This is a genomic window from Natronospira elongata (genome assembly GCF_034931365.1).
GTDB classification, from domain to species: Bacteria; Pseudomonadota; Gammaproteobacteria; order Natronospirales; family Natronospiraceae; genus Natronospira; species Natronospira elongata.
On sequence record NZ_JAYGII010000005.1, the window covers coordinates 83,831 to 106,758 of the forward strand.

The window sequence follows — 22,928 nt, forward strand, 5'->3', positions numbered from 1 at the left end:
CCTAGCGGGGCGAGGGAACAATGGGTGCCTGGGTGCCCGGCTCGCCGACCTGCCGTCGCACAGCCAGCTCCAGGCCCTGCCGATAGGCCGTAGCGGCGCGATCCTGCTCTCCCAGATGTTCCAACAGGCGCCCCAATTCCTCGAAGCCGTCGGGACTGGGCTCAAGCGTCAGGCTCTGGTCCAGATACTGGCGCGCCTTGCCCCAAAGCTCATTGCGAACACACAGACGGGCCAGGCTAAGCAGCAGGCTGGGGTCTTGCGGGTGATAGCGGAGCCAGTCCTCGGCCCGTTTCAATCGCCGGGCCGGGTCGCCACCTTCAAGCGCGCCATAGAGCAGTACCAGCTCAATATCCCACTCCGCCTTGAGGTAATCCTCAATCGCCCGTTCGGCGGTCTGCTGGGCATCCGTGGCCAGCAGGGCACGAATGTAATCACGATACAGTCCCTGTTCCCGACGCAGCCGCCGCGGGACCTTTTGCCAGAGCTCGGCGACCACATCGTGACGGCCTTCACTCCCCCGTTGCTGTAGCAGACGACGAAAGCAATCGCGCTCGATGGTCTCCATTTCCTCGCGGCGAAACACGTCCTGGCGCCGCAATTGGGGCAGGATCTGGTGCAAGGAGGCCCAATCCTCCACCGCCTGGTAGGCACGGGCCAGAAGACGGAGACCGAAACGGTGGCCGGGGGACAATTCCTGCAGCCGCCTCAGGGTGGCCAGGGCGTGCTCGTGCTGGCCGTGGGCCAGTTGCAGTTCCGCCTGGGTCAACAGCACCGCCACGGTCGCCGACGGGGTCTGTTCGTAGGCATTCTTGAGATAGACATCGCGACGCTGATGGGCCCCTTGCAGTTGCGCCGCCCGGGCCGCCACCAGGTAATTGATGAGCGGGGTTTCACTGTCCTCGGCGGTTCGGCCAAGGGTTTTTTCCGCGGTCTGCCAGCGGCCTTCGGCCAGATCAATCAGGCCACGAGTCAATGCCCGCCGGGCGCGACGACGACGCCAGCTGCGCAGGCCGGCCCGCAGGCGCCGAGGCATCCGAAACAGACCGCGCAGCAAGCGCAGCAGGTAATAGAGGACGGTCAGACCAAGGAGCAGGAACACCGCCAACATGGCCAGGCTCATCTCCACCGACCAGCCTGCCCAGCTCATCAGGGCATAACCGGTGTCCTGACGCAGCAGCAGGCCAATACCGATGGCCAGCAACAGGATCAGCAGAAACCAGAGCAGGCGGCGCATCAGTCCCGGGCCTCCATGAGGCCCTGCAGGCGCTCAAGACTCCTGGCGATGTCGGGCCGCTCGCTGACGATGCGTTGCTCGGCCAGCCGCGCCAGCTCTTCGTCCATGGCCGCGACGGCATCGTCATCCAGGTCATACCAGCTTTCCAGCCAGTCCCGGGCCTCGCTCAAGGTCGCCCGCCAGGTCTCGGGCTGGCCCCGCAGCAGGGCGAGACGGGCACTCTCCAGTTTCAGCTCCAGATTGCGGCGCAGAAAGTATTCCTGCTCCGGGGCCAGCAGGGGCCGGATGGGCATGTCCTCGTGGCGGATGGTCACCATCTCCCGCAGGACGCCGCTGCCGCGCTCGCGCAGGCGGTCCCAGAGCCCGTCGGCGTCGTCGCCCGGCGGCCGCTCGGCCGGGTCACGCTGCAGTTGATCGCGACGAAAGCTGAGCCGATCGACACGCTCGATCAGACTCGCCAGGGTCATCGCCATGCCGGTCACATCCGGGTCGGCAGTGGCGCGGAGGCGTTCTCGGTCGCTGGCCAGGGCCTCCCTGACCGGGGTCAGGGCCGGATCGGCAAGGGCCGCCAGACGCTCGTCGGCCGCTTCCAGGGCCGCCATGGCGGTGTCATGGCGACCGGCCAGTTGCAGTTCGGTGGTCGCCAGACGCAGGAGATACTCCACCTCCGCAACCCGCCAGGCAGACCGACCGGCATCGACGAAATCGCGCAGCGCTTCGGTGCGCTGATCCAGACGGCTGATCTCCGCCTCCAGTTCGGCCTGGGTCGAGGCAACCGCCGCGGTGGCTTTACGGGCATCGTCCACAGTATCCGGCAGGCCCGCCAGCTCAGCGGTGCGGCTTTCAAGCTGCTCCAGCCGGTCCGCCTGCTCCCGCTGGCTCTCGGTCAACTGGTCCAGGCGGTCGAGACGCTCACCAAGCTGCTCCCAGGCCCACCAGGCCGCCGCCAGCAGACTCAGACTCAGCAACAGGGCCAGGACGGACAGGCCGTTACCAGCGCTCTGGCGGGCCCGCCCCCTGGAACGGCCTGCACTGGCGGCAGAACGCTGATCGGTTCGCTTCCCGGATTCCGGCTTGTCGTCTTTCTCGCTCATGAAACAGTCCTGTTGCCCTGCCACCAATCGGCGGCGGTTCGCACCATGGCACGGTCACTGGCGTCGGGCGCGGCAAGCAGCGGACCCGTAAATCCCGCCTCGGCCGCCATTTTTAACACACGCTCACTGGGGGCCACCACCGCCAGGCGCTGAAGCGATGGCAGCAGAGACGCATCGAGACGGGCCAGCAGCGCTTCAAGACTGCTGGCGCTGGTCAATAGCAGGCAATGAAGGCGCGAGGCCTTGAGCCATTGCCCCAACCGAGCCGGATCGGACTCTGCCGGGGCACGCCGGTAAAGGGTCAGGGCCAACACCTCCGCGCCCCGGGCCGGGAGTTGCTGATCCAGAACACGCCGACCTCCCTCTCCGCGACAGATCAGAACGCGGCGTCCGTCCAGGTCCTTGAAATCCGGACTGGCCAACAGCGCCGCGGCGCCATCGCCTTCCGTGGGTGTTGCCGAGACCTGCCAGGCCTGCTCACGCAGGGCCTCGGCCGTGGCCTGGCCCACGGCGGCGGCACGCAGGCGGGGCAATGCCGGCCTGCACCCGGCCAGCCAATGGCCGAGGGCTTCCACCGCCCCGGGGCTGACCGGCAGCAACCAATCGTCTTCCTGCAACTGCGCCAGGGCGGCCGTTTCCTCTGCCGCCGGTTCGCGCCACTCCAGCTTCAAGAGGGGAAAGGCCAGGGCGTCGCCGCCGGCGTCTGCCACTGCCCGGATGGCGCCCGCCAACTGTGCCGCCGGGCGGGTGACCAGAATGCCGGCACCGTGCAGCGGGCTATCCATGATCCTCGGCCAGGCGCTTGAGGATTTCCCGTCCGCCCGCCGCCAATATTTCCCGGCCCACCGCGTCGCCCAGTGCAGTCGCCTCACTGGCGTCTCCCTGGCGCTCGGCGCGGACCACCTGGCTGCCGTCCGGCCAGCCCACCATGCCGCGGATCCGCAATGCCTGCCCGTCCAGCTCCGCATAGCCGGCAATCGGCACCGAGCAACTGCCTTCCAGCGTGGCGTTCATGGCACGCTCGGCACTTGTCCGGGTCCAGGTCTCGGCATCGTTAACCGCCTGCAGCAACTCGATGATCTCATGATCGTCTTCCCGGCATTCAATACCGATGGTGCCCTGACCCACGGAAGGCAGGGACTCTTCCGGGCTCAAACGGCGACGAATTCGCTCATTGAGATCCATGCGATCAAGCCCGGAGGCGGCCAGGATGATAGCGTCATATTCACCGGCATCCAGTTTGGCCAGGCGGGTCTGGACATTGCCGCGCAGGAAACGGACCGTCAGTTGGGGATATTGCTGCTTCATCAGGCATTGGCGGCGCAGGCTGGAGGTGCCCAGCACGCTGCCCGCCGGCATGTCTGCCGGACTGGCGTATTGATGGGAGATAAAGGCATCCCGAGGATCGTGGCGCGCCAGCACCGCCGGCACCCGCAGGCCGTCCGGCAGGTGGGCCGGGAGGTCTTTCATCGAATGCACGGCAATGTCCGCCTCTCCCGCCAGTATGGCCCGCTCCAGTTCCTTGATGAACAGGCCCTTGCCGCCAATCTCCGACAGCGGTGCCGACTGAAACTCATCGCCCCGCGTTGACAGGGGGACGAGCTCCACTGCCAGGCCGGGCCGTGCCCGGGACAATTGATCGGCGGCAAACTGGGCCTGCCACAGAGCGAGTTTGCTGCGGCGGGTAGCGATGCGAAGGCGATTCATCGGCGACGTCCGTTGGGGTTTGGCGATATTCTAACTGAATGAGACGGGGACCACGGCGAGGGGGGGCGCTCCACATCCAGGGCGTACTACAGCCCCAATCTCTCCCGGACAGCGGGGAGCATTCTGCGTGAGACCTCCAGGCAATCATCGCAATCGCGCAGATACAAGCGAAACCGCCCCCGGCCGACTTTCTCCAGCCTCGAAACCTGGTCAATGGCCACCAGGGCGTTGCGGTGGATGCGCTGGAAGCGGCTGCCGAATTCCTCTTCCAGTTGCTTGAGGGGCTCTTCCACCAAGACCTCGCCATTACGATGCCGGACGACCACGTATTTGTGCTCGGCACGAAAGAAGAACACATCTTCGATGGGAATGAGGTGAAGCTGATCCCCCATGCGGGCACGAATATGGGCCCGGCCCCCGTCATCGTCCTTGTTGTCGGATTGCAGCTCCAGTTCGGCGAGCTGGGCCCGGGTAGGCCGGCTGGCCCGCTCCAGGGCCTGACGCAAACGGTCGGCGCGGATGGGTTTGAGAAGGTAATCCACCCCCTGCACCTCGAATGCTTCCATGGCAAAGCGGTCGTAGGCCGTGGTGAATATCACCGCGGGCGGGCGGTCAAGCTCCGCCAGCTTGCGGGCGGCACTCAGCCCGTCCATGCCGGGCATGCGAATATCCAGCAGGACGACATCGGCGCCGGTGCGGGCAAAGGCTTCCAGCGCGTCACGACCATTACCCGCTTCACCCACCACCTCCCAGTCCGCCATGCCCTCGATGAGGTGGCGGAGGCGACTGCGGGCCAGGGCCTCGTCATCCACGATCAGCACTTTCATGCAGATTACCCCTCGCTCTCTCTTGGTAGCCGCAGGCGGGTAAGAAACTCCTCCGCCCCACGCTCCGTTTGCAGACTGGCCTTTGGCCCCATGCGCAGCTTGAGTCGTTGCGTCACATTGTCCAATGCCATCTGGTGACCCTTTCTGGCCGTGGGACGATCATCGCTGTCCGGCAGGGGATTGCGGATGGTTATCTCCACATGGTCTTCATGCCCGCGTGCCACGACTTCCACATCGCCACCTTCCGGTCGGGTCTCTATCCCATGATAGACCGCATTCTCCACCAGTGGCTGGATAATCAGCCGGGGAACCCGCACGCGCTCCACGGCCGATTCCGGCACATCCCAGTGCAACTTGAGGCGCTCATCCAAACGCAGAGCCTCCAGATGAAGATAGCGCTCCGCCAACTCCATTTCCTCCTTGAGCGTAACACCGTCACCGGCATCGCTCAGGCTGGCGCGGAAAAGATCGGACAAATCCTCCACGGCTCGCTCGGCGATCTCCGGCCGCACGGCAATCAAGGCAGCCACGGTATTGAGGCTGTTGAAGAGAAAATGGGGGCGGATCCGGGCCTGCAGGGCCTCCACCCGGGCTTCTGCCTCGCGCTGGATGTTGTGTTTCCACTGGTACTGGATGTAGAAATAGCGCAGGGCCACGGCACTGACGATGGCGCTGATGGCGGTATTGCGCAGCAGGAAGAACCAGGGACTGTCAGGCGTCCACTCCCCGCCAAGACCTGACCACTCGGCCAGAAACCAGGCCAACAGGGAGAGCAGGAAGGTGGTTGTGACCAGGGCCAGATAAGCGAGAGCGGCCGACACATGGCGCGGGAGCCGGCCCAGGGGAGCCCGCAGGGCACAGATCACGGCGGCACTCACCAGCGCGATCCACTGCAGAAACAGGGAAATCACCCCCAGATCGACCCAGAAGGCCTGCCCGAACTGGCTGCGCGCCAGGGCCAGCAGGAAGGCAAGCAACTGCGCTGCGAGGACCAGCAGCAACAGAATCGGGGGGGCACAAAAATCGGGCAGAAAACCCGTGTTGCCGTTCGGGTCCTGCTTATTGCTGCTGCTCGGCGTCGTCTCCGCCACGCTGCTCCCCTTCTTCCAGTTGTTCCAGCTTGAGTCGGAACAGGGACGATACATCCTCGTCGCCATGACCCGCCTCGATGAGCCTTCGGTAATGCAGGCGCGTCATCTCGATGATCGGCAGTCGCACCCCCATGGCCTCGGTCAGGCTCTGGCAAATGGCCAGGTCCTTGTCATGCAGACTCAGCCTGAACCCCAGAGGATAGACGCCATCGCGCATATTGGGTGCCCGTTTCTGCAGAAACCAGCTATCGGCGGCCCCTCCGGAGAGGGCCTGGATCACCTGGTCCAGGTCCAGGCCCTGACTCTTTGCCAATGCCATGGCATCGGCAACCGCCTGATTGACGCCGGCAACGGCAACCTGATTGACCGCCTTGGTGGCCTGACCGCTGCCCGCCGGCCCCATGTGGACCAGACGGCCCGCCATCGCCTCCAGGATTGGACGAGCGCGGGCCAGGTCTTCACAACGCCCGCCAATCATCATTGACAGACTGCCCTGCTCGGCACCCTCGGTGCCACCACTGACCGGGGCATCCAGGAAGCCTGCGCCCACTTCGCTGAGCATTTGAGCAATGCGCCTGGCGGTCTCGGGTCGCACCGTGGAGCAGTCCACCACCACATGATCCCGGCCAAGGACCGGCAGCATGGCGTCCACCACGGCCAGAACATCCTCGTCGGCGGAAACGCACAGGACCAGGATATTGGCCTGGCGGGCCAGGTGAGCGGGATCATCGGCCCGGGGAAGGCCATGGGCCTGGCTGAACGCCTCGGCGGGCCCGGGACTGCGGTTCCACACCGCCGCCAGCAGCCCCTTGGCCTGAATATTGGCGGCCATGGGACGGCCCATGCTGCCAAGACCGGCGAAGGCGGCGAGGTTCTGACTCATGACATGCCTCCATTGGCAGGATCGCTATCCTGTTCGACCGGGGTGGCGAGATAGGTATAGGCACGCAGTCCCCGCTCGAGGATGGCCTGGAGCTCATCCGCCCGCTCGGGGGCGGCCCGCTCAATCTTGGCACGGAAACGCTCGGCCAGCTCTTCGGGGCGAAAATGCACATAGCGAAGCAGTTCGTCCGCGCGATCCCCCTTTTCGGGATCAGAGAGGGAAAAGCCGTCCGGGGCCTCGGGGTCGGTGTCCACATCCACCGAATCGGTGTCACCGAACAGATTGTGCATATCGCCCAGAATCTCCTGATAAGCCCCCACCATGAAGAATCCCACCAGGTCACGGCCGTCACCGCTCAGTGGCGGGAAGGGCAGGGTCGCCTCCAGGCCTTCACCCTCCACATAGAGATCAATCCGGCCATCGGAGTCACAGGTCAGGTCCCTTAGCACCACCCGGGTGTCCAGGTCCTGATCCAGCTTGGCCAAGGGCATGATGGGAAAGACCTGCTGAATGGCCCAGACGTCCGGCAGGGATTGGAACAGGGAGAAGTTACAGAACAGGCGGTGAGCCAGTTTCTCGTTGAGCTCGTCGATAATGGCGCGGTGATGGCGCACGCTGGGCCGCAATCGAGCACGGACGCGGCGGCAGACAGCCTGGTAGAGGGCCTCGGCCTGAGCCCGTTGGGCCAGATCGATCACCCCATGGGTGTGCATGGCCTGACTTTCCGACAGCCAGTGCAGGGCATCGTGATAGACCTCCACCGGCGGGCGGTGATCGCCCTCCCGATAAAGCTCCCAGAGATCATGCAGAATCAGGGGCGCCTTCGGCTCCGGTTCAGCGGGCGCTGTTGCGGGTGGGGATTCCACGTCCACCACATTGGTCACCAGCACGGCATGATGCGCGGTCAGGGCCCGGCCGGATTCACTAATGATGTCCGGGTGAGGCAGGGCCTGTTCTTCACAGACCTCCCAGAGACTGCGGACAATGGCCTGGGCATATTGCTGGATGCTGTAGTTGATCGAGCAATAGCTGCGTGAGGCCGTGCCTTCGTAATCCACCCCCAGGCCACCACCCACATCCATCACCTTGATTCCAATGCCGCGGGCGTGGAGTTCGGCATAGAAGCGGGCCGCCTCGCGCAGGCCCCGTTGAATATCCCGGATGTTGGCAAGCTGGGAACCGAGATGGAAATGCAAGAGCTCCACGCTGTCGGCCATGCCGGCTGCCTCCAGCTCCTCGATGGCGGCCAGGATCTGGCCGGCGGAGAGTCCGAACTTGGACTTCTCGCCACCGGTGTTCTGCCAGTTGCCGCTGCCCACACTGGCCAGTCGAATGCGCATGCCGATGCGGGGGCGGACCCCCAGCTTGCGGGCTTCGTCCACCAGAAGGCGTACTTCGGAAAGCTTCTCGATCACGATGTAGACGCGATGACCAAGCGTCTCGCCGATCAGGGCCAGCCGCAGGTAGTCACGGTCCTTGTAGCCATTGCAGACAATCACCGCCTCATCGGGGGCCAGGCCCAGCACCGCCATCAATTCAGGCTTCGAGCCGGCCTCCAGACCGACACGGGCACCGCCATGGGCGACGATTTCCTCCACCACCGCCCGCTGCTGATTGACCTTGATGGGATAGACAGCGGTGTAGCGACCACGATAGCCATCGTGTTCGCAGGCAGAGACAAAGGCCTGGCAGAGGGCATCCACCCGATCGCGCAGAATACCCCGGAAGCGCAACAGCACCGGTAACTGCAGACCGGCCTGTGGCAGTCGCCGAACCACATCCACCAACGCCACCCCGGGACCGTCCCGATCCGGATGCACACGCAGCCTGCCCTGCCCGTCGACCCGGCAATAGCCCTCACTCCAGCGACTGACGGCATAGGTCTCCTCGGCTCGCTGCGGGCAGTCAGTCATGGGCGAATATCCTTCTGTCACTGTCAGCCGTGTGTTCCGGATGCGTACTGTTGGGCCACAGATGAAGATACTTGAGGGGGCTGCCGGTGTTGAACAGCACCACCCGCTCGTCAGCGCCGATCCAGCCTTCCTCCACCAGCCGGACCTGGGCGGCCAGGCAGGCCGCCCCTTCCGGGCAGGGGAAGAGGCCGAGCCGGGATGCCATCAGGCGAGCATATTCCAGCATTTCTGCATCGCTGACGGTCAGGGCGCGGCCACGGCTGCGACGCATGGCATCGAGTACCAGGCGATCGCCGAAACTGCGCGGCACCCGCAGACCGTCGGCGCAGGTCGCGCCCGCCGGCCAGGGGTCGGCCTGGTCGGCGCCCACGTCGAAGGCCCTGACCAGGGGCGCACAGCCGGCGGACTGGACCATGACCAGGCGGGGCCGTTCAGGGCCGATCAGGCCCAGGGATTCCAGTTCATTGAATGCCTTCCACAAGGCGACGATGCCGGTGCCGCCACCGGTGGGATAGATGATCACCTCGGGCAATCGCCAGCCCATCTGCTCGGCAATCTCGAAGCCCATGGTCTTCTTGCCCTCCACGCGGCCCGGCTCTCGGAAGGTGGCGAGATTGAAGCTGCCGTCACGGTCGGCCATGGCCTGGGCGCGCTGGCCACAGTCATCAATCAGTCCGTCCACCAGCTCCACGCGGGCTGCGTGGGCACGGGCCTCGACCTGGAAGGAGCGGGGCACATCCGCGGGCATGAATACGGTCAGGGGCAGTCCGGCCCGGGCAGCGTAGGCCGCCGCCGCACAGGCGGCGTTGCCGGCACTGGGCACCACCAGACTGCCGGCACCCAGGGCCTTGGCCCGACCGATGGCCACGGCCATGCCCCGGGCCTTGAAACTGGCAGTGGGATTGGCCGACTCATCCTTGATCCAGGTGGGGCCGCTGTTCAGCCATTCACCGATACCTGTGGGCAACAGGGGGGTATCACCGGCCCCCAGCTCGAAGCGCCCCGCCTCGGGCACCGGAAGCAGGCCCGCCCACCGCCACAGGCCTCGGCCGGCATCGGGAATCCGATCGGCACGGGCACGGGCGGTGTCATAGACCGCGAGCAATGGCCCGCCACAGGCCCGGCAGGTCCCGATCAGTTGATCCGTGGGGGCCGGGGCCGCGCAATGGCCGCATTCCAATCTGTCCAGGGCGGAATCGCTCATTTCCACTTCCAACAATGGTTTCCGGACCGGGCATTATCGCCAGACTGACTCCCGGATGACAGCCTTGATCCGCGCGCGGTGGCCAGTGTCTTGCTAGACTGCGCGCTGTTGCCGTATCCGACAGGGGAGACAATCATGAAGGGAATGCCACGAAGCATTGCTGCATTGAGTCTGGCCGCGGTGTTCGCACTGCTGGCTTGCGAGGCCGATCAACCGCGGGCGGACAAGATGCTGATCAATGGCAACATCCACACCCTTGATCCCGATCAGCCCCGGGCCGAGGCAATCGCCATTCGAGGCAACCGCATCCTGGCGGTGGGCAGCCAGGAGGGCCTGGCCGCCCACCTGGGCGAGGATACCCGTCTGGTGGATCTGGGCGGCGCGACCGTGGTGCCGGGCCTGGCCGACGCCCATGTCCATCTGGCCGGCATCGGTGAGCGGGAGCTGGGCCTGGACCTGGCCGGCATCGACAGTCTGGAAGGCTTTCTCGACGCGGTCGCCGATGCCGTTGACGAGCGCGAGGACGGTGAATGGGTGGTTGGCCGCGGCTGGCTGGAGACCCATTGGGACCCGCCGAGCTTCCCTGGTCGCAAGGATCTGGATGCGATTGCCCCCGACAACCCGGTCTGGCTGACCCGGGCCGATGGTCACGGCAGTGTGGCCAACAGCATGGCCCTGGAAATGGCCGGGGTGGACGAGGAAACCGCCATCCCCGAGGGCGGCGACATCCTGCGCGACGAGGATGGCCAGCCCAGCGGCATGCTGCTGGGCCGGGCCCAGTGGTTGGTGGCCCAGCATGTGCCGGAACCGGAGGCACCGCTGGCCGAGCGACTGCGCCTGGGTGCCGAACGCAGTCAGGCCATGGGCTGGACCCAGGTTCATATTGCCAGTGGGGATTTTGAGGAAGTCGAGACCCTGCGGGAGCTGTTCGCCGACGGCAGTCTGCGGCTGCGGATCAATCAGGCCCTGCGCGGACCGGGGGAGGACGCCCGCCGCCTGGTCAGTGAAGGCGGCGTCACCGGACTCTATGAGGGCCGCTACAGCCTGCGGGGTGTCAAACTGGCGGCGGACGGCGCCCTGGGCTCGGGTGGTGCCGCCCTGCTGGAAGACTACGAGGATCGGGATGGCCGGGGCTATCTGCAGTTCCAGCGGGAAGAGGTGATTGAGCTACTGGAAGACGCCCTGCGCAATGGGGTTCAGGTCTGGACCCATGCCATCGGTGATCGGGGCAACCGCTTTGCCCTGGACCTGTATGAGGAGGTATTCGACAAGGTCGGTCCGGAGGAACGCGGCATCGCCGAGCCCCGCTGGCGGATCGAACATGCCCAGGTACTGCATGAGGACGATCTGCCGCGCTTCGCCGAACTGGGGGTGATCCCCTCCATGCAGCCCTCCCACGCCATTGGTGACCTCCACTATGCCCACCGTCGGGTGGGTGTCGAACGACTGCGTCATGCCTACGCCTGGCGGGATCTGATCGACAGCGGCGTACCCATCGCCGGTGGATCCGATGCGCCGGTGGAAATGGGCGATCCCCGAATCGAGTTCTATGCCGCCGTCAGTCGTCGCGACCTGCAGGGCCATCAGGACGAGCACTGGTACCCTGAACAGGCCGTCAGCCGGGAAGAGGCGCTCAAGATGTTCACCCTGTGGCCGGCCAAGGCAGCCTTCGAGGAGGATGTGCGCGGCACGATCGAAGCGGAGAAGTACGCCGACTTCACGGTCTTCGCCGATGACATCATGCAGATTGAAACTGCCGAGATTCTCGAAACCACCGTCACCATGACCGTGATTGGTGGTGAGATCGTCTATCGGGCCGAAGACTAGGCCAGGGAAACCGGCCCGGCTCGCCCTGCGTGTGGAGAGCCGGGCCGGATCAGGCGCTGATTCCGGTGATGCGCAGCAGGGCCCTGGTCTCGGTGATCGGGGAAAAACCCAGGTATTCGTAGCGGATACCCGCCGCGTCGGCAAAGCGTTGCCAGGCCCGATACTGACCATCCTGCCAGCCGGGGTAGGCCAGATAATCACCGAACAAGAGCACGGTGCCGGACTGCATTCGGGGCTTGAGCAGCTCCAGCACCTGTTCGGTGGAGCTGGCCAGGGCGCAGTCCATGTGAACGAAGCTCAGCAGACCGTCGGTCTCGGCCAGAAACGCGGGCAGGGTCTGCTGGAAAAGCCCGGTATACAGACGGGCATTGTTGGCCAGATGCGTCGGCCCGCCCGGCGCCGCCTGGCTGCCGGCCCGAAAGACACCCTCGCTGTCCGGCAGGCCCTGGAAGCTATCAAAACCGTGAACCGTGCCCTGGCTCCGAACCGCAATCTGGTTCAGGCTGCGCCCATACTGAACACCGAACTCCAGGATCAGCCCATCTTCCGCCTGGGCGGCCAGGCCCGTTTCCAGCATGGGCACCGGAGTGGTAAACCAGCGGGCATCGGGACCATGGTCCCGGGCATAGCGCATTGACTCCACACGGGCCGGCCATCCCCCGCCGTCGGGCAGGTCCCGGATCAGGGCCTCGGCCCCGGCGTCGTCGCCCTGAAGCAGGGCAATCCCGGCCAGTGCGGTCTGGCGCAGGGGATCCCCTTCCTTACCCGCGCCACGAATGCGCTCGGCACTGCCCGCCAGGTCATCGTGATCGAAGCGATAGATCGCCGCCAGCAGCTCGGCCTGGTCTCCCAGGGGCAGTCGTTCCAGCACCCAGATGGCATGCTCATCCCGCCCCAGGGCGACATAGGCCCGGGCCAGGGCGATGGAAATCTCGTGGACCTGGGGCGCATTGTCCGCGGCGTATTCGAAATGCTCCAGTGACTGCTTGTATTGGCCGGCCCCCCAACAGGCCTGGGCCAGGCGGTATTGCTGGTCGGGCGACAGCGGTCTTGGGAGCTTATCGAGAATATCCAGGGCCTCCGGATAGCGGGCCAGGCGAAGGCCCAGATTACCCACCGCGTAACGAAGATTGGGGCTGTCTGGCGCGATCGCCAGTGCCTGACGGGCAGCCTGCCAGGCAGCCTCTGGCTTGCCCTGTGCCAGACTGGCCCGGCTTTGCAGAAACCAGGCATTGGGGTCGCCCGGCTCGGCCTGCAGGTATTCAGCCAGAGCGGCGACCGCCTCCTGGAGACGGCCGGCTTCGACGGCCTTGGTAATTTCAGCTAACGGTTGTTCCGACATGTGCTGCTCATCCGGGGAAAAGCGGGTACTTTACAAAGAATCAGGCCACCGTGACAGCACGACCACCGGCCTGCAGCGGGATTGACCTATCGCGGCGCCCAAGCCAAGCTTGGCGAAGACACTGGAATGCCGGGAGTAACCATGATGCGCCGATTCGTGCTGGACACCAGCATCTTCACCAATCCCACCACCATGGCGCAATTTTCCGATGACCCCATGGAATGCATCCGGGTATTCCTGTCTCTTGCCCGGGAAACGCCCACCGAGTTTTACATGCCTCTGTCGGTCTATGAAGAGTTTCAGCGGGTCCGTGAGATGGGAGAACTGGCGGCGGATTTCGAAACCGAGGTCTGGATTCGCTCACCCCGCCGCTTTCAGCTGACCATCCCGGCGGAAGTGATGTATGAGTTCATCAACGAGGTCCGCGAGCGGATCGATCGGGGCCTGCGTATTGCCGAAGAGCACACCAAACGGGCCGGTGAACTGTCGACCATGGAGCCGGAGATCATCACCGAGCTGCGTGAGCGCTTCCGCAGCGCCATGCGCAAGGGCCTGCTGGATTCTCGGGAGGACGTGGACGTGGTGCTATTGGCCATGGAGCTGGATGCAGAGCTGGCCTCCGCCGACCAGGGCATGCGCAAGTTCGCCAATCGTGTGGGGGTGAAACTGGTGACCCCGGAATATCTGCGCCGCATCATGGAGAACCTGGGCACGCAGCGCTCCTAGCAGACGATCCGCGCACAGGGTGTGGCCCTGTGTACGGGGATTGGTCAGTCAAATTGCCGACCACCCTGCAGAGCCTGGTTCAGAAAGCCGGTCATTCGCTGGTGCACACGCTCGAATTCCAGCAGCCAGTAATCACCCTGGCGCTTCGGCATGCCCTTGTAGACCTTGACCCGATCACCACCGGTTTCCTCGATATGCCGGATGAAGGCGTCGGCACTGTCGCGCCGATTGAAACGGCAACGATAAAGGGAGCCGACGCGGCTTTGCCGACGTGAGATATCAATGCCGCGAAATAAGCCCAGCATCAAGGCATGACCCAATTCCGCCAGCCGCTCATGGTCCTGCTGCTGGCCGTGCTCGGCCATGAACAGGCCCATGCGCAGCAAACGGTTGGTAAAGTACTCCGGGGGAAGATCCAGTAGGCCCTGGCCGGTAACGCTGAAATCATATGTGTTTGAGCGCCCGGTCACATACTTGGCACGCTGACCCTGGTCCTCGGGCTTCAGAACCAGACCCTCCTTGCCCTCTTCATCCAGGCGCAGGATCAAGTCGGCGATCTCGGGGCGCTGCCCGGCGGTGAATCGGCCGAATATCTCCGCCCTGGGCAAGGCATATTGATCCAGCAATTCCATCCGCCGTGACTGGGTCAGAAAGCCTTCCCGATTCTTTTCCATCATGTCGAAGACAAACAGTCCCACATCTTCCTGGACCTGGGGCGAGTGCCCCTCCAGGTAGGGGTTATCGGGTCCAACCAGCTCGGCACAAAGAACAAGATCGGGATGATCCTGGAAAATACCCTCATCAAGGAGATCCAGCATGCGATCAGTGGCAAAGGGACAAATGAACCCCCCCCGTGACAGGGCATAGACCTGTTCACCGTGCCGGAAGATGCGGATGTTGAAGCCGTCCATCTTCTCTTCCGCCCAGAAGGGCCCCGCAAACTGCTTGGAAAGACCCGGGTCAAGGGCCTGAATGCGAGCGATGGAAGGATATCCCGGAATGATGCTGCCATCTTCCAGAACCACACTGCCCTTGGGGACCTTCTTTATCTGATCAGTTATCCGGGTATAGCCAATATCCTGAAACTGCCTGTGATCGGCCTTGCCCTGATCCTGGGCACGCTTCAGGCTGTCGGAATCCAGCAGGCTCATGGCATCCCTCTAGTTGGCAGTCTCGCTCAGGACTGACAGAATGGTTTTTCCAATGCTACAGATTTGCCCGCCGGAGGGCGATGGTGTGCCGTGCCTGCGGGATGATCTTGAGGGGAACAGGCTATGCGAATGGTTTTGCTGCTTTTGATTGGATTCATCTGCTTGCCGCTGGTGGCGAGTGGGGAGGGTTGGCAGTCAGGCCTTTGGTTCACTGAGCTGGATGAAGAGCGGCAGCTTGAGATCGATCAATGGCTGATGGGGCGAGGGTACAAGGCTCCCATTTCCAAGGGTCCCGGCGCCGAAGAGGACTTTGGCGAGTATGGGATGATGCCGCTTGACCGTCTGTCGTCCGTCGCCGCTGATGGGGACCACCGGGCACGCTATATTCTGGGCCGGCGCCTGGTTGATCCTGCGGATGAGGAAGTCGAGGACCGAGAGGCCGCCCTTGAACAGGGTGAGAGGCATCTGCAGCAATCTCTCGTCCATGGTTATTCAGCAGCGACCTTTCACTTGAGCCAACTCTCGCTACAGCAGATGTTTGCACCCGGACGCACCCCGGAAGGGCGCTCCGAGCATCGCATTGCCATGCATGGCTGGCTGGAGCTTGGCATGCTGATGAATGATCCTGTCACCCAGGCAGTCAGTAATATCTATTCGGACAATCCCATGCTCGGCGTGGATGAACAGGAGCTTGAACAGGCCCGTGAACTCGCGGAAGAGCATTATGAGGCTATTCGCCAGGAACGCCATGTGCGTGAACTTGATGTTGAGGACGAGCGCCCCTGGTTCCACGACGACATCATTGCTGATTTGCAAAGATTGCTGCAGATGTAACTGTCGACCCAGCGATGGTCCGTCCAGACCGGTTTCGCCTTGCCTCCGGTGAATTCTGGGAACCTCTATACAGGGCTTCCTTCAGTTCGAGCAAGGTCAAAGCGATAGCTTGGTTTCCCCAGGGAATGTAAATGAAGAGGATATTGATTGGCTCAATGTTGATTCTCCTCCTTGCCGGTCTGGCCTGGCAGTGGCCTGTGGCTGTCGGCGAGTCAGAACCGAAGTATGAAACAGCGGAAGTTGCCGATGAAAATGGAACACTGGCTGAAGAAACGTCGGCCATTGAACAAACCCATGGAGACGGGTCGGTCCCATTGGACAGGGAAGAGAAGGACGTGATGGAGGCTAATGATCTTGAGCAAGACTGTTTCGATGAGTCGGAGCTCTGGATTGCCAATCTCAGTCCGATGGAAGAACGGGCACTGAGCCAGTGGTTGGAAGGTTATGGCTATTACGGCGAGATCAATCCCACCGGGCCACTGGGACAAGAGCGTTTTGGCGACTATGCGACCTATTCGGATACAGATCTGGCGTCGCTGTCAGATAATGCCAATGATGCCAAGGCACAACTGGTACTCGGCGAGCGCCTGTTGGAGAAAGGCAAATGGGAAGCGGCTGAAGAGCGGCTCTGGCAGGCCGTGGTAAATGGCTACACCAGTGTCGTACTACAAATGCCCTGGCATCATCTGACTTCGGATTCCGATTTGTCGCCCTCGGAGCGTTCAAAGCGGAACCTGATCCAGCTGGTGGCTTATCAGCGACTCTATGTGAAACTGGACGGTCCCATGGCACCGCTGGTGGCCATGAATCTTCGGGAGATGGAGGATCCTGATCCAGGGCACATGGGGCGACAGCTTGATTCCGAGGGTTTCGCGGAAGCCAAGGCCATTGCGGAAGGGATGTTGAACCGGATTGAAAGGGAACGGGCAGAGAAGGGCATTCGACTCTTCAGGCCGATTCCACCCCCGGAGGCGGAACGATTCAGGCAGGACCTGCTGGAGATCATTGCCAATCTGGACCAGGGCCGAGAACCCTGCCAGGCCGTTTCCCATTGAAAAACCGTCGTGTAATCAGATGCTTCTCTAGACGGCCGTTTGATAGTCGAGCTGTTGACCCGGCAACTCGATCCGACCCAGGCCGAGATATTCAATGATGCCCATGGCGGCCTGACGCCCCTCATAGACTGCAGTGACCACCAGGTCAGCGCCCCGAACCATGTCGCCGCCGGCAAAGATCTGCGGATTGGATGTCTGCATGTAGAAAGGACCCCGAGGTGCCGCGAGCACACGGCCATCCTCGTGCACGGTGATGCGGTTTGCCTTGAACCATTCAGCCGGCTGTGGCCTGAAACCGAAGGCCACGACCACGGCATCCGCGTCGATGACCTCCTCACTGTCTTCGACCTGCTCAATGCGGGTCTGACCATCTCCATCCGTGGTCAGTCGTGTACGCATGAAACGAACCCCGACAGCCTTGCCATCCGCCTCGACAATGGCGACCGGCTGTCGATTGAAGAGAAACTTCACACCCTCTTCGCGAGCGTTCTTGTATTCCTTGCGGGAGCCACGCAATTGGCCCTCACCCCGGCGGTGGACACAAGTGACCGAGGCAGCGCCCTGACGAATAGCGGTGCGGTTGCAGTCCATGGCGGTGTCACCGGCACCGAGGACCACTACACGCTTGTCCTTGAGATCGATGTAGCCCGGCCCCTGTTGTGCCCAGCCTTCCACCTGACGGATATTGCCGATCAGATAATCCAGTGCCGGATGCACATTGGGCAGACTCTCCCCCGGAAAGCCACCGGTGACGGCCTGATAGGTACCCATGCCCATGAACACGGCATCATAATCGGCAAGCAATTTCTCCATGCTCACATCACTGCCGATTTCGGTGTTGAGCACGAACTGAACGCCCATTTCCTCCATGACGGCGCGACGGGTACGCACCACATCCTTTTCCAGCTTGAAGGGAGGGATGCCAAAGGTCAGCAGACCACCAATTTCCGCATAGCGGTCGAAAACCACCGGCTGGACACCATGACGAATCAGGACATCGGCACAGGCCAGTCCGGCCGGGCCTGCGCCGATGACGGCAACCTGTTTACCACTGGGCTCAGCATCCACGGTGGGACGCCAGCCTTGTTTGAAGGCCTCATCGGTAATGTACTTCTCCACCGAACCGATGGTAACCGCCCCATAACCATCATTGAGGGTACAGGCCCCTTCGCAAAGTCTGTCCTGGGGGCAGATCCGACCACACATTTCCGGCAGGGAATTGGTCTTGTGCGACAGTTCGGCGGCCTCGAACAGGCGGCCGTCTTCGACCAGGCGCAGCCAATGGGGGATATAGTTGTGCACCGGACATTCCCACTCACAATAGGGATTGCCGCAGTCGATACAGCGGGCAGCCTGCTCGGAGGCCTGATCTCGATCGTACTGGCCGGTAATTTCCTTGAATTCCTGGATCCGCAGGGATGCCGGCGTGGTTCTCGGCATCTGTCTGGGGACGTTCAGGAAATGCAGGGGGTCCTTTCTAGCCATTGTCTCTGCTCCCGACGATTGGCGACATGCCCGGTTGGTAGCGATAGCGCTTCATTTCCAAGGTGTTCATTTACGCGGCGCTGCTCAAGGTATCCAGCAGGGATTCAATATCCTCGGCCTTGGGCTTGACCAGCCAGAACCGGCCGATCCAGGCGCGGAAATCATCCAGGATTTCCTGGCCCCATTCGCTGCCCGTGTATTCCACATGACGCTCTATCAGCTCGCGAAGGTAATGAACATGCTGCTCCAGGTATTCCAGTGAAATACGGTGGATATCGATGAGCTCGTGGTTGTAACGATCAACGAAGTACCTGTGTTCATCGAGGACATAGGCAAAGCCACCGGTCATGCCGGCACCGAAGTTGAGTCCTGTCTCACCAAGTACCACCACCACGCCGCCGGTCATGTACTCACAGCCATGGTCACCACAACCCTCGACAACGGCGGTTGCCCCGGAATTGCGCACGGCAAAACGCTCACCCGCCTGGCCGGCGGCGAATAAGTCACCACCGGTGGCCCCATAGAGGCAGGTGTTGCCGATGATGGCGGAATCCCGGGCCGTAATGACACTGCCCTCGGGCGGATGAATGACGATCCGGCCGCCGGTCATTCCCTTGCCGACATAGTCGTTGGCCTCTCCGGACAAGGTGAGGTGAAGACCACCGGTGTTCCAGACGCCAAAGCTCTGACCGGCCGTGCCGCTCAGCTTGATATTGAGGGGGTGCTCGGCCATACCCTGGTTGCCGTGGTGACGGGCAATCTCGCCAGCCAGACGGCCGCCAATGGAACGGTGATAGTTCTCGATGCGGTAGTGGAATTCGCCACCGGCATTGGCCTCAATGGACGGACGGGTATCGTCGAGCATTTCCTCGGCCAGCTCCCCCCGATCCCAGGGCGGATTACGTTCCTGCTCACAACGGCGCGGACGAGTCGTCGGCAGGCCACCGTCGGAGAGTATGGCACTCAAATCGAGTCCCTGTTGGCGCTCGGATTGGGGCGCTATCTTTTCAAGATATTCCGGATGGCCGATAAGCTGGTCCAGGCTACGGACACCCATGGCCGCCATCCACCGCCTGACTTCCTCGGCAATGAAGCAGAAATAATTGACCACTCGCTCCGGCGTCCCGCGGAAGGCGTCACGCAGTCGCTGGTCCTGAGTGGCCACCCCGGTGGTGCAGTTGTTGAGGTGACAGACCCGCAGATAGGTACATCCAAGGGCAATCATGGGAGCAGTGCCGAAGCCGTAGCTTTCGGCACCGAGACAGGCGGCCTTGATCACGTCCAGACCGGTCTTGAAACCGCCATCGGCCTGCAAGCGGATACGCCCGCGCAGATCGTTGCCCCGCAGGGTCTGCTGGACCTCTGCAATGCCCATTTCCCAGGGGCCACCGCAGTACTTCACCGAGGTCAGAGGACTGGCGCCGGTACCCCCATCGTAGCCGGCGATGGTAATCAGGTCGGCATAGGCCTTGGCGACACCGGCGGCGATGGTACCCACCCCGGGTGCCGCCACCAGCTTGACCGAGACCAGTGCCTCCGGATTGACCTGCTTTAAATCAAAGATCAGCTGGGCCAGGTCCTCGATGGAATAGATATCGTGATGGGGGGGTGGCGAGATCAGGGCAACACCGGGGCGCGCGTAGCGCAGGCGGGCGATCAATTGATTGACCTTATGCCCGGGCAACTGCCCCCCTTCACCGGGCTTGGCGCCCTGGGCCATCTTGATTTGCAGCACCTCGGCATTGACCAGGTATTCGGCGGTGACACCAAAGCGCCCGGAAGCAACCTGCTTGATCTTGGAGATGCGTTCATCACGGAAGCGGGCGGCATCCTCGCCCCCTTCCCCGGAGTTGGAACGACCGCCGATCCGGTTCATGGCAATGGCCAATGCTTCATGGGCCTCGGGCGAAAGGGCGCCCAATGACATGGCGGCCGTGTCAAAGCGGGGCAGAATCTTTTCAATCGGCTCCACTTCCTCCAGCGGGACGGGCTCGCTGGCCTGTCTGGGCTGCATCATGTCGCGGAGGACCATGGGCGGTCTGTCGTTGACCAGTTGCTGGAAGGCCTCCCAGTCAGACCATTCGCCGCTCCTTACCGCTCGCTGCAGGGCGTGGACCACCGCCGGGTTCCAGGCATGGTATTCACCATCATGAATCCATTTCAGTAGCCCGCCCTGGTCACGCAGGGCGCGGCTATCCCAGGCCCGGTCGGCGAGCTGGCGCTGGTCCCGGTCGAGATCGGCGAAGCCGACACCGCCAATGCGGCTGGTGGTGCCGGCGAAACAGCAATCCACCACCTCGTCATTGAGACCGACGATTTCAAACAGGGCCGCGCCCCGGTAACTGGCGATGGTGGAAATACCCATCTTGGAGAGGATCTTGAAAAGACCCTTGCGGATGCCGCGGCGAAAGGCTCGGCCCGGCTCCCGTCGTCTCTGGGGATCGAGTTCACCGGACCGGACCATGTCGGCGATCACTTCATAGGCGAGCCAGGGATGCACGGCGGTGGCGCCATAGCCGATCAGGCAGGCAAAATGGTGGGGATCCCGCGCCGTGGCGGTCTCCACAACGAGATTGACCGAGGCCCTGAGACCCGTTTCCACCAGCCGGCGGTTGATCGCCCCGGTGGCCAGCAGGGCATGGACGGGTAGCTGATCGCGGGCGATGGCCCGGTCACTGAGAATGAGGATGCGGGCGCCGTCCCGTACGGCGGCCTCGGCCTCTTCGGTGAGCCGGGCCACCGCGGCCTTCTGGCCCAGCCCCCGCTCCACATTGAGGTTGATTTCGTGACGAGGCCAGCGCTCCGGATCCAGGGCCCGAATCAGTTCAAATTTCCGGGTTGAGAGCACCGGCGAACCCATCAACACCCTTTCACCCAATCGCGGGCCCGGCTCGAAGGGATTGAGTTCCGGCCCCAGACGAGTCTCCAGGGACATGACCAGGCGTTCCCGCAGGGGATCAATGGGGGGATTGGTCACCTGGGCGAATTGCTGGCGGAAGCCGTCGTACAGGGAACGCTGCCGACGGGAAAGCATGGGCAGAGGGGTATCGTCACCCATGGACCCGACGGCTTCTGCCTCATTCAAGGCCAATGGGCGCAGGATGTGGTCTCTTTCCTCGAAACTGAGCCCAAACAGCTTCTCCGCCCGGGCCAGGGCCTCGGCCTCCAGAGGCTCGATGCTCAACGTCTCGTCAACCAGGATGGAGCCGATCCAGGTGGTACCGTCCTTCAACCATTGTCGAGCCGGCCAGCGTGCGGCGATTTCCCGATCCAGCTCGTCCGGGTAGATCAGTCTGCCTTTGGCCGTGTCGACGGCGATCATCTGGCCGGGGCCCAGGCGCCCCTTTTCCACGATCTCGCCGGGCGCGGCGTCCATCACACCGGCCTCGGAGGCCAGCATGATGATGTCCTTGTCGGTGCGGCAATATCGCGCCGGCCGCAGGCCATTTCGATCCAGGGCGCAGGCCGCGTAGCGGCCGTCGGAAAGAACCACTCCGGCGGGGCCATCCCAGGCCTCCAGATGCATGCCCACCATCTCGAAGAAGGCGCGAACGTCAGCAGGCCGGGTCTCGTCGTTTTGCCAGGCGGGCGGAATCAGGACCCGCATGGCGAGTGGAAGATCCATGCCGCCGGCAATCAGCACTTCAAGCAGGTTATCCAGGCTTTCGGAATCCGAGCCATCCATTTTCACGAAGGGGGTCATGTCTTCCCAGCCCTCGAGTGGCTTGCCGTCTTCGCCCCGGGGTATCCAGATTCGCTCCCGCGCCTTGGCCCAGGCGCGATTGCCCGCGATGGTGTTGATCTCGCCATTGTGAGCGAGGTAGCGGAAGGGCTGCGCCAACCGCCACTGTGGCAGGGTGTTGGTGGAAAAGCGCTGGTGGAAGACCACCGAGGCAGTCGCCAGTTCCGGATGGGTGAGGTCGGGATAGAGCAGCGGGAGATTCGCCGGCATCACCAGACCCTTGTAGCTAAGGGTATCCGGAGAGAGGCTGGGGATGTAGAAATACGGATTGTCCGCCATCATTCCTTCGGCGCGACGACGGGCGAAGGTCAGGGCGAGTCGAAAACGGCGATCACTGAGCGCCGCCGGCCGATCCACGAATACCTGCTCGATCTGCGGCTGACTGCGAGCCGCTTCCTTGCCAAGGGCCTCGGGATTGCTGGGCACCTTGCGCCAGCCCGCGGCGCTCAGGCCATGAGCCTCAAGGGCAGTCTGCAATGCCGCGCGACCGGCATCGGCTGCCTGGGGGTCCAGAAACACGCAGCCGACGGCAAATCCATCTTCGAGATCCAGACCCTGCTCAGCGGCAAGGGCGCGGAGAAAGGCCTCTGGTCGTCGCAACAACAATCCGCAGCCATCGCCGGTCTTGCGGTCAGCGGCGACCGCGCCACGATGGGTCAGGCGCTCCAGGGCCCGAACGGCGACTTGAACCAGAGAGCTGGATGCCCGGCCCTGCATATCGGCAACCAGGCCAAAACCACAGCTATCGCGCTCGAAATGGCGGCGATAAAGGCTGTTTCGCAGATCAGCGGGGGTATCGGTCACAGGCGCTTC

The 22,928-nt window shown here is 63.2% G+C and carries 17 protein-coding genes; 4 read left to right on the plus strand and 13 right to left on the minus strand.

Annotated features, from left to right (window positions below; all coding sequences use genetic code 11):
- Window position 1 precedes the first annotated feature (1 nt).
- The 9 genes from VCB98_RS04040 to VCB98_RS04080 all read right to left on the minus strand — a co-directional run bounded on the left by VCB98_RS04040 (window position 2) and on the right by VCB98_RS04080 (window position 9,953).
- Window positions 2-1,234 (minus strand): heme biosynthesis HemY N-terminal domain-containing protein, encoded by a 1,233-nt coding sequence (locus VCB98_RS04040; RefSeq protein WP_346050614.1) that lies wholly within the window; start codon window positions 1,232-1,234, stop codon window positions 2-4.
- Entirely contained in the window at window positions 1,234-2,328 is a 1,095-nt protein-coding gene (locus VCB98_RS04045; protein ID WP_346050615.1) for a uroporphyrinogen-III C-methyltransferase, read from the minus strand. The genes VCB98_RS04040 and VCB98_RS04045 overlap by 1 nt, the downstream gene beginning before the upstream one ends.
- On the minus strand, window positions 2,325-3,113 hold the full coding sequence (locus VCB98_RS04050; protein ID WP_346050616.1) for a uroporphyrinogen-III synthase: 789 nt from the start codon (window positions 3,111-3,113) through the stop codon (window positions 2,325-2,327). The genes VCB98_RS04045 and VCB98_RS04050 overlap by 4 nt, the downstream gene beginning before the upstream one ends.
- Entirely contained in the window at window positions 3,106-4,035 is a 930-nt protein-coding gene (gene hemC, locus VCB98_RS04055) for a hydroxymethylbilane synthase (RefSeq protein WP_346050617.1), read from the minus strand. Before hemC ends, VCB98_RS04050 begins: the two co-directional genes overlap by 8 nt.
- An 86-nt stretch (window positions 4,036-4,121) precedes the next feature.
- Window positions 4,122-4,862 carry a LytR/AlgR family response regulator transcription factor gene (locus VCB98_RS04060; RefSeq protein ID WP_346050618.1) on the minus strand — a complete coding sequence of 247 codons (741 nt, stop codon included), beginning with the start codon at window positions 4,860-4,862 and terminating at the stop codon, window positions 4,122-4,124.
- Window positions 4,863-4,867: 5 nt separating this feature from the next.
- Window positions 4,868-5,953, minus strand: coding sequence for a sensor histidine kinase (locus VCB98_RS04065; protein WP_346050619.1), 1,086 nt, complete (start codon window positions 5,951-5,953; stop codon window positions 4,868-4,870).
- A complete protein-coding gene (locus VCB98_RS04070; protein WP_346050620.1) occupies window positions 5,922-6,836 on the minus strand; it encodes an NAD(P)-dependent oxidoreductase in 915 nt (304 codons plus the stop codon). The genes VCB98_RS04065 and VCB98_RS04070 overlap by 32 nt, the downstream gene beginning before the upstream one ends.
- A complete protein-coding gene (gene speA / locus VCB98_RS04075; protein ID WP_346050621.1) occupies window positions 6,833-8,749 on the minus strand; it encodes a biosynthetic arginine decarboxylase in 1,917 nt (638 codons plus the stop codon). Before speA ends, VCB98_RS04070 begins: the two co-directional genes overlap by 4 nt.
- Window positions 8,742-9,953, minus strand: a complete 1,212-nt coding sequence (locus VCB98_RS04080; RefSeq protein ID WP_346050622.1) for a threonine synthase — start codon at window positions 9,951-9,953, stop codon at window positions 8,742-8,744. The genes speA and VCB98_RS04080 overlap by 8 nt, the downstream gene beginning before the upstream one ends.
- A gap of 135 nt (window positions 9,954-10,088) precedes the next feature.
- On the opposite strand from VCB98_RS04080, the gene VCB98_RS04085 reads away from it, so the two are divergent.
- The gene (locus VCB98_RS04085; protein ID WP_346050623.1) at window positions 10,089-11,780 is read left to right on the plus strand and encodes an amidohydrolase; all 1,692 of its coding nucleotides are present in this window, start codon (window positions 10,089-10,091) and stop codon (window positions 11,778-11,780) included.
- A 49-nt stretch (window positions 11,781-11,829) separates the two neighbouring features.
- Here the strand turns inward: VCB98_RS04085 and VCB98_RS04090 are convergent, their stop codons facing one another.
- A complete protein-coding gene (locus VCB98_RS04090; RefSeq protein ID WP_346050624.1) occupies window positions 11,830-13,122 on the minus strand; it encodes a tetratricopeptide repeat protein in 1,293 nt (430 codons plus the stop codon).
- Between the two features lie 144 nt (window positions 13,123-13,266).
- On the opposite strand from VCB98_RS04090, the gene VCB98_RS04095 reads away from it, so the two are divergent.
- The gene (locus VCB98_RS04095) at window positions 13,267-13,848 is read left to right on the plus strand and encodes an RNA ligase partner protein (RefSeq protein ID WP_346050674.1); all 582 of its coding nucleotides are present in this window, start codon (window positions 13,267-13,269) and stop codon (window positions 13,846-13,848) included.
- 44 nt (window positions 13,849-13,892) lie between these two features.
- Here the strand turns inward: VCB98_RS04095 and VCB98_RS04100 are convergent, their stop codons facing one another.
- Complete coding sequence (locus tag VCB98_RS04100) at window positions 13,893-14,993, minus strand: RNA ligase (RefSeq protein ID WP_346050675.1); 1,101 nt, start codon at window positions 14,991-14,993, stop codon at window positions 13,893-13,895.
- Between the two features lie 129 nt (window positions 14,994-15,122).
- Between VCB98_RS04100 and VCB98_RS04105 the strand changes: the two genes are divergently transcribed.
- Window positions 15,123-15,833, plus strand: coding sequence for a hypothetical protein (locus VCB98_RS04105; RefSeq protein ID WP_346050625.1), 711 nt, complete (start codon window positions 15,123-15,125; stop codon window positions 15,831-15,833).
- 131 nt (window positions 15,834-15,964) lie between these two features.
- Complete coding sequence (locus VCB98_RS04110) at window positions 15,965-16,888, plus strand: hypothetical protein (RefSeq protein ID WP_346050626.1); 924 nt, start codon at window positions 15,965-15,967, stop codon at window positions 16,886-16,888.
- A 27-nt stretch (window positions 16,889-16,915) separates the two neighbouring features.
- Here VCB98_RS04110 and VCB98_RS04115 read toward each other — a convergent pair whose 3' ends face one another.
- On the minus strand, window positions 16,916-18,373 hold the full coding sequence (locus VCB98_RS04115; RefSeq protein WP_346050627.1) for a glutamate synthase subunit beta: 1,458 nt from the start codon (window positions 18,371-18,373) through the stop codon (window positions 16,916-16,918).
- Window positions 18,374-18,443: 70 nt separating this feature from the next.
- Complete coding sequence (gltB, locus tag VCB98_RS04120) at window positions 18,444-22,919, minus strand: glutamate synthase large subunit (RefSeq protein ID WP_346050628.1); 4,476 nt, start codon at window positions 22,917-22,919, stop codon at window positions 18,444-18,446.
- Window positions 22,920-22,928 lie beyond the last annotated feature (9 nt).

Excerpts from the sequence above, each read along its gene's own strand:
- VCB98_RS04040 (WP_346050614.1), bottom strand. The coding sequence starts at position 1,234 with ATGCGCCGCCTGCTCTGGTTTCTGCTGATCCTGTTGCTGGCCATCGGT.
- VCB98_RS04045 (WP_346050615.1), bottom strand. The coding sequence starts at position 2,328 with ATGAGCGAGAAAGACGACAAGCCGGAATCCGGGAAGCGAACCGATCAG.
- VCB98_RS04050 (WP_346050616.1), bottom strand. The coding sequence starts at position 3,113 with ATGGATAGCCCGCTGCACGGTGCCGGCATTCTGGTCACCCGCCCGGCG.
- hemC (WP_346050617.1), bottom strand. The coding sequence starts at position 4,035 with ATGAATCGCCTTCGCATCGCTACCCGCCGCAGCAAACTCGCTCTGTGG.
- VCB98_RS04060 (WP_346050618.1), bottom strand. The coding sequence starts at position 4,862 with ATGAAAGTGCTGATCGTGGATGACGAGGCCCTGGCCCGCAGTCGCCTC.
- VCB98_RS04070 (WP_346050620.1), bottom strand. The coding sequence starts at position 6,836 with ATGAGTCAGAACCTCGCCGCCTTCGCCGGTCTTGGCAGCATGGGCCGT.
- speA (WP_346050621.1), bottom strand. The coding sequence starts at position 8,749 with ATGACTGACTGCCCGCAGCGAGCCGAGGAGACCTATGCCGTCAGTCGC.
- VCB98_RS04080 (WP_346050622.1), bottom strand. The coding sequence starts at position 9,953 with ATGAGCGATTCCGCCCTGGACAGATTGGAATGCGGCCATTGCGCGGCC.
- VCB98_RS04085 (WP_346050623.1), top strand. The coding sequence starts at position 10,089 with ATGAAGGGAATGCCACGAAGCATTGCTGCATTGAGTCTGGCCGCGGTG.
- VCB98_RS04090 (WP_346050624.1), bottom strand. The coding sequence starts at position 13,122 with ATGTCGGAACAACCGTTAGCTGAAATTACCAAGGCCGTCGAAGCCGGC.
- VCB98_RS04095 (WP_346050674.1), top strand. The coding sequence starts at position 13,267 with ATGCGCCGATTCGTGCTGGACACCAGCATCTTCACCAATCCCACCACC.
- VCB98_RS04105 (WP_346050625.1), top strand. The coding sequence starts at position 15,123 with ATGCGAATGGTTTTGCTGCTTTTGATTGGATTCATCTGCTTGCCGCTG.
- VCB98_RS04110 (WP_346050626.1), top strand. The coding sequence starts at position 15,965 with ATGAAGAGGATATTGATTGGCTCAATGTTGATTCTCCTCCTTGCCGGT.
- VCB98_RS04115 (WP_346050627.1), bottom strand. The coding sequence starts at position 18,373 with ATGGCTAGAAAGGACCCCCTGCATTTCCTGAACGTCCCCAGACAGATG.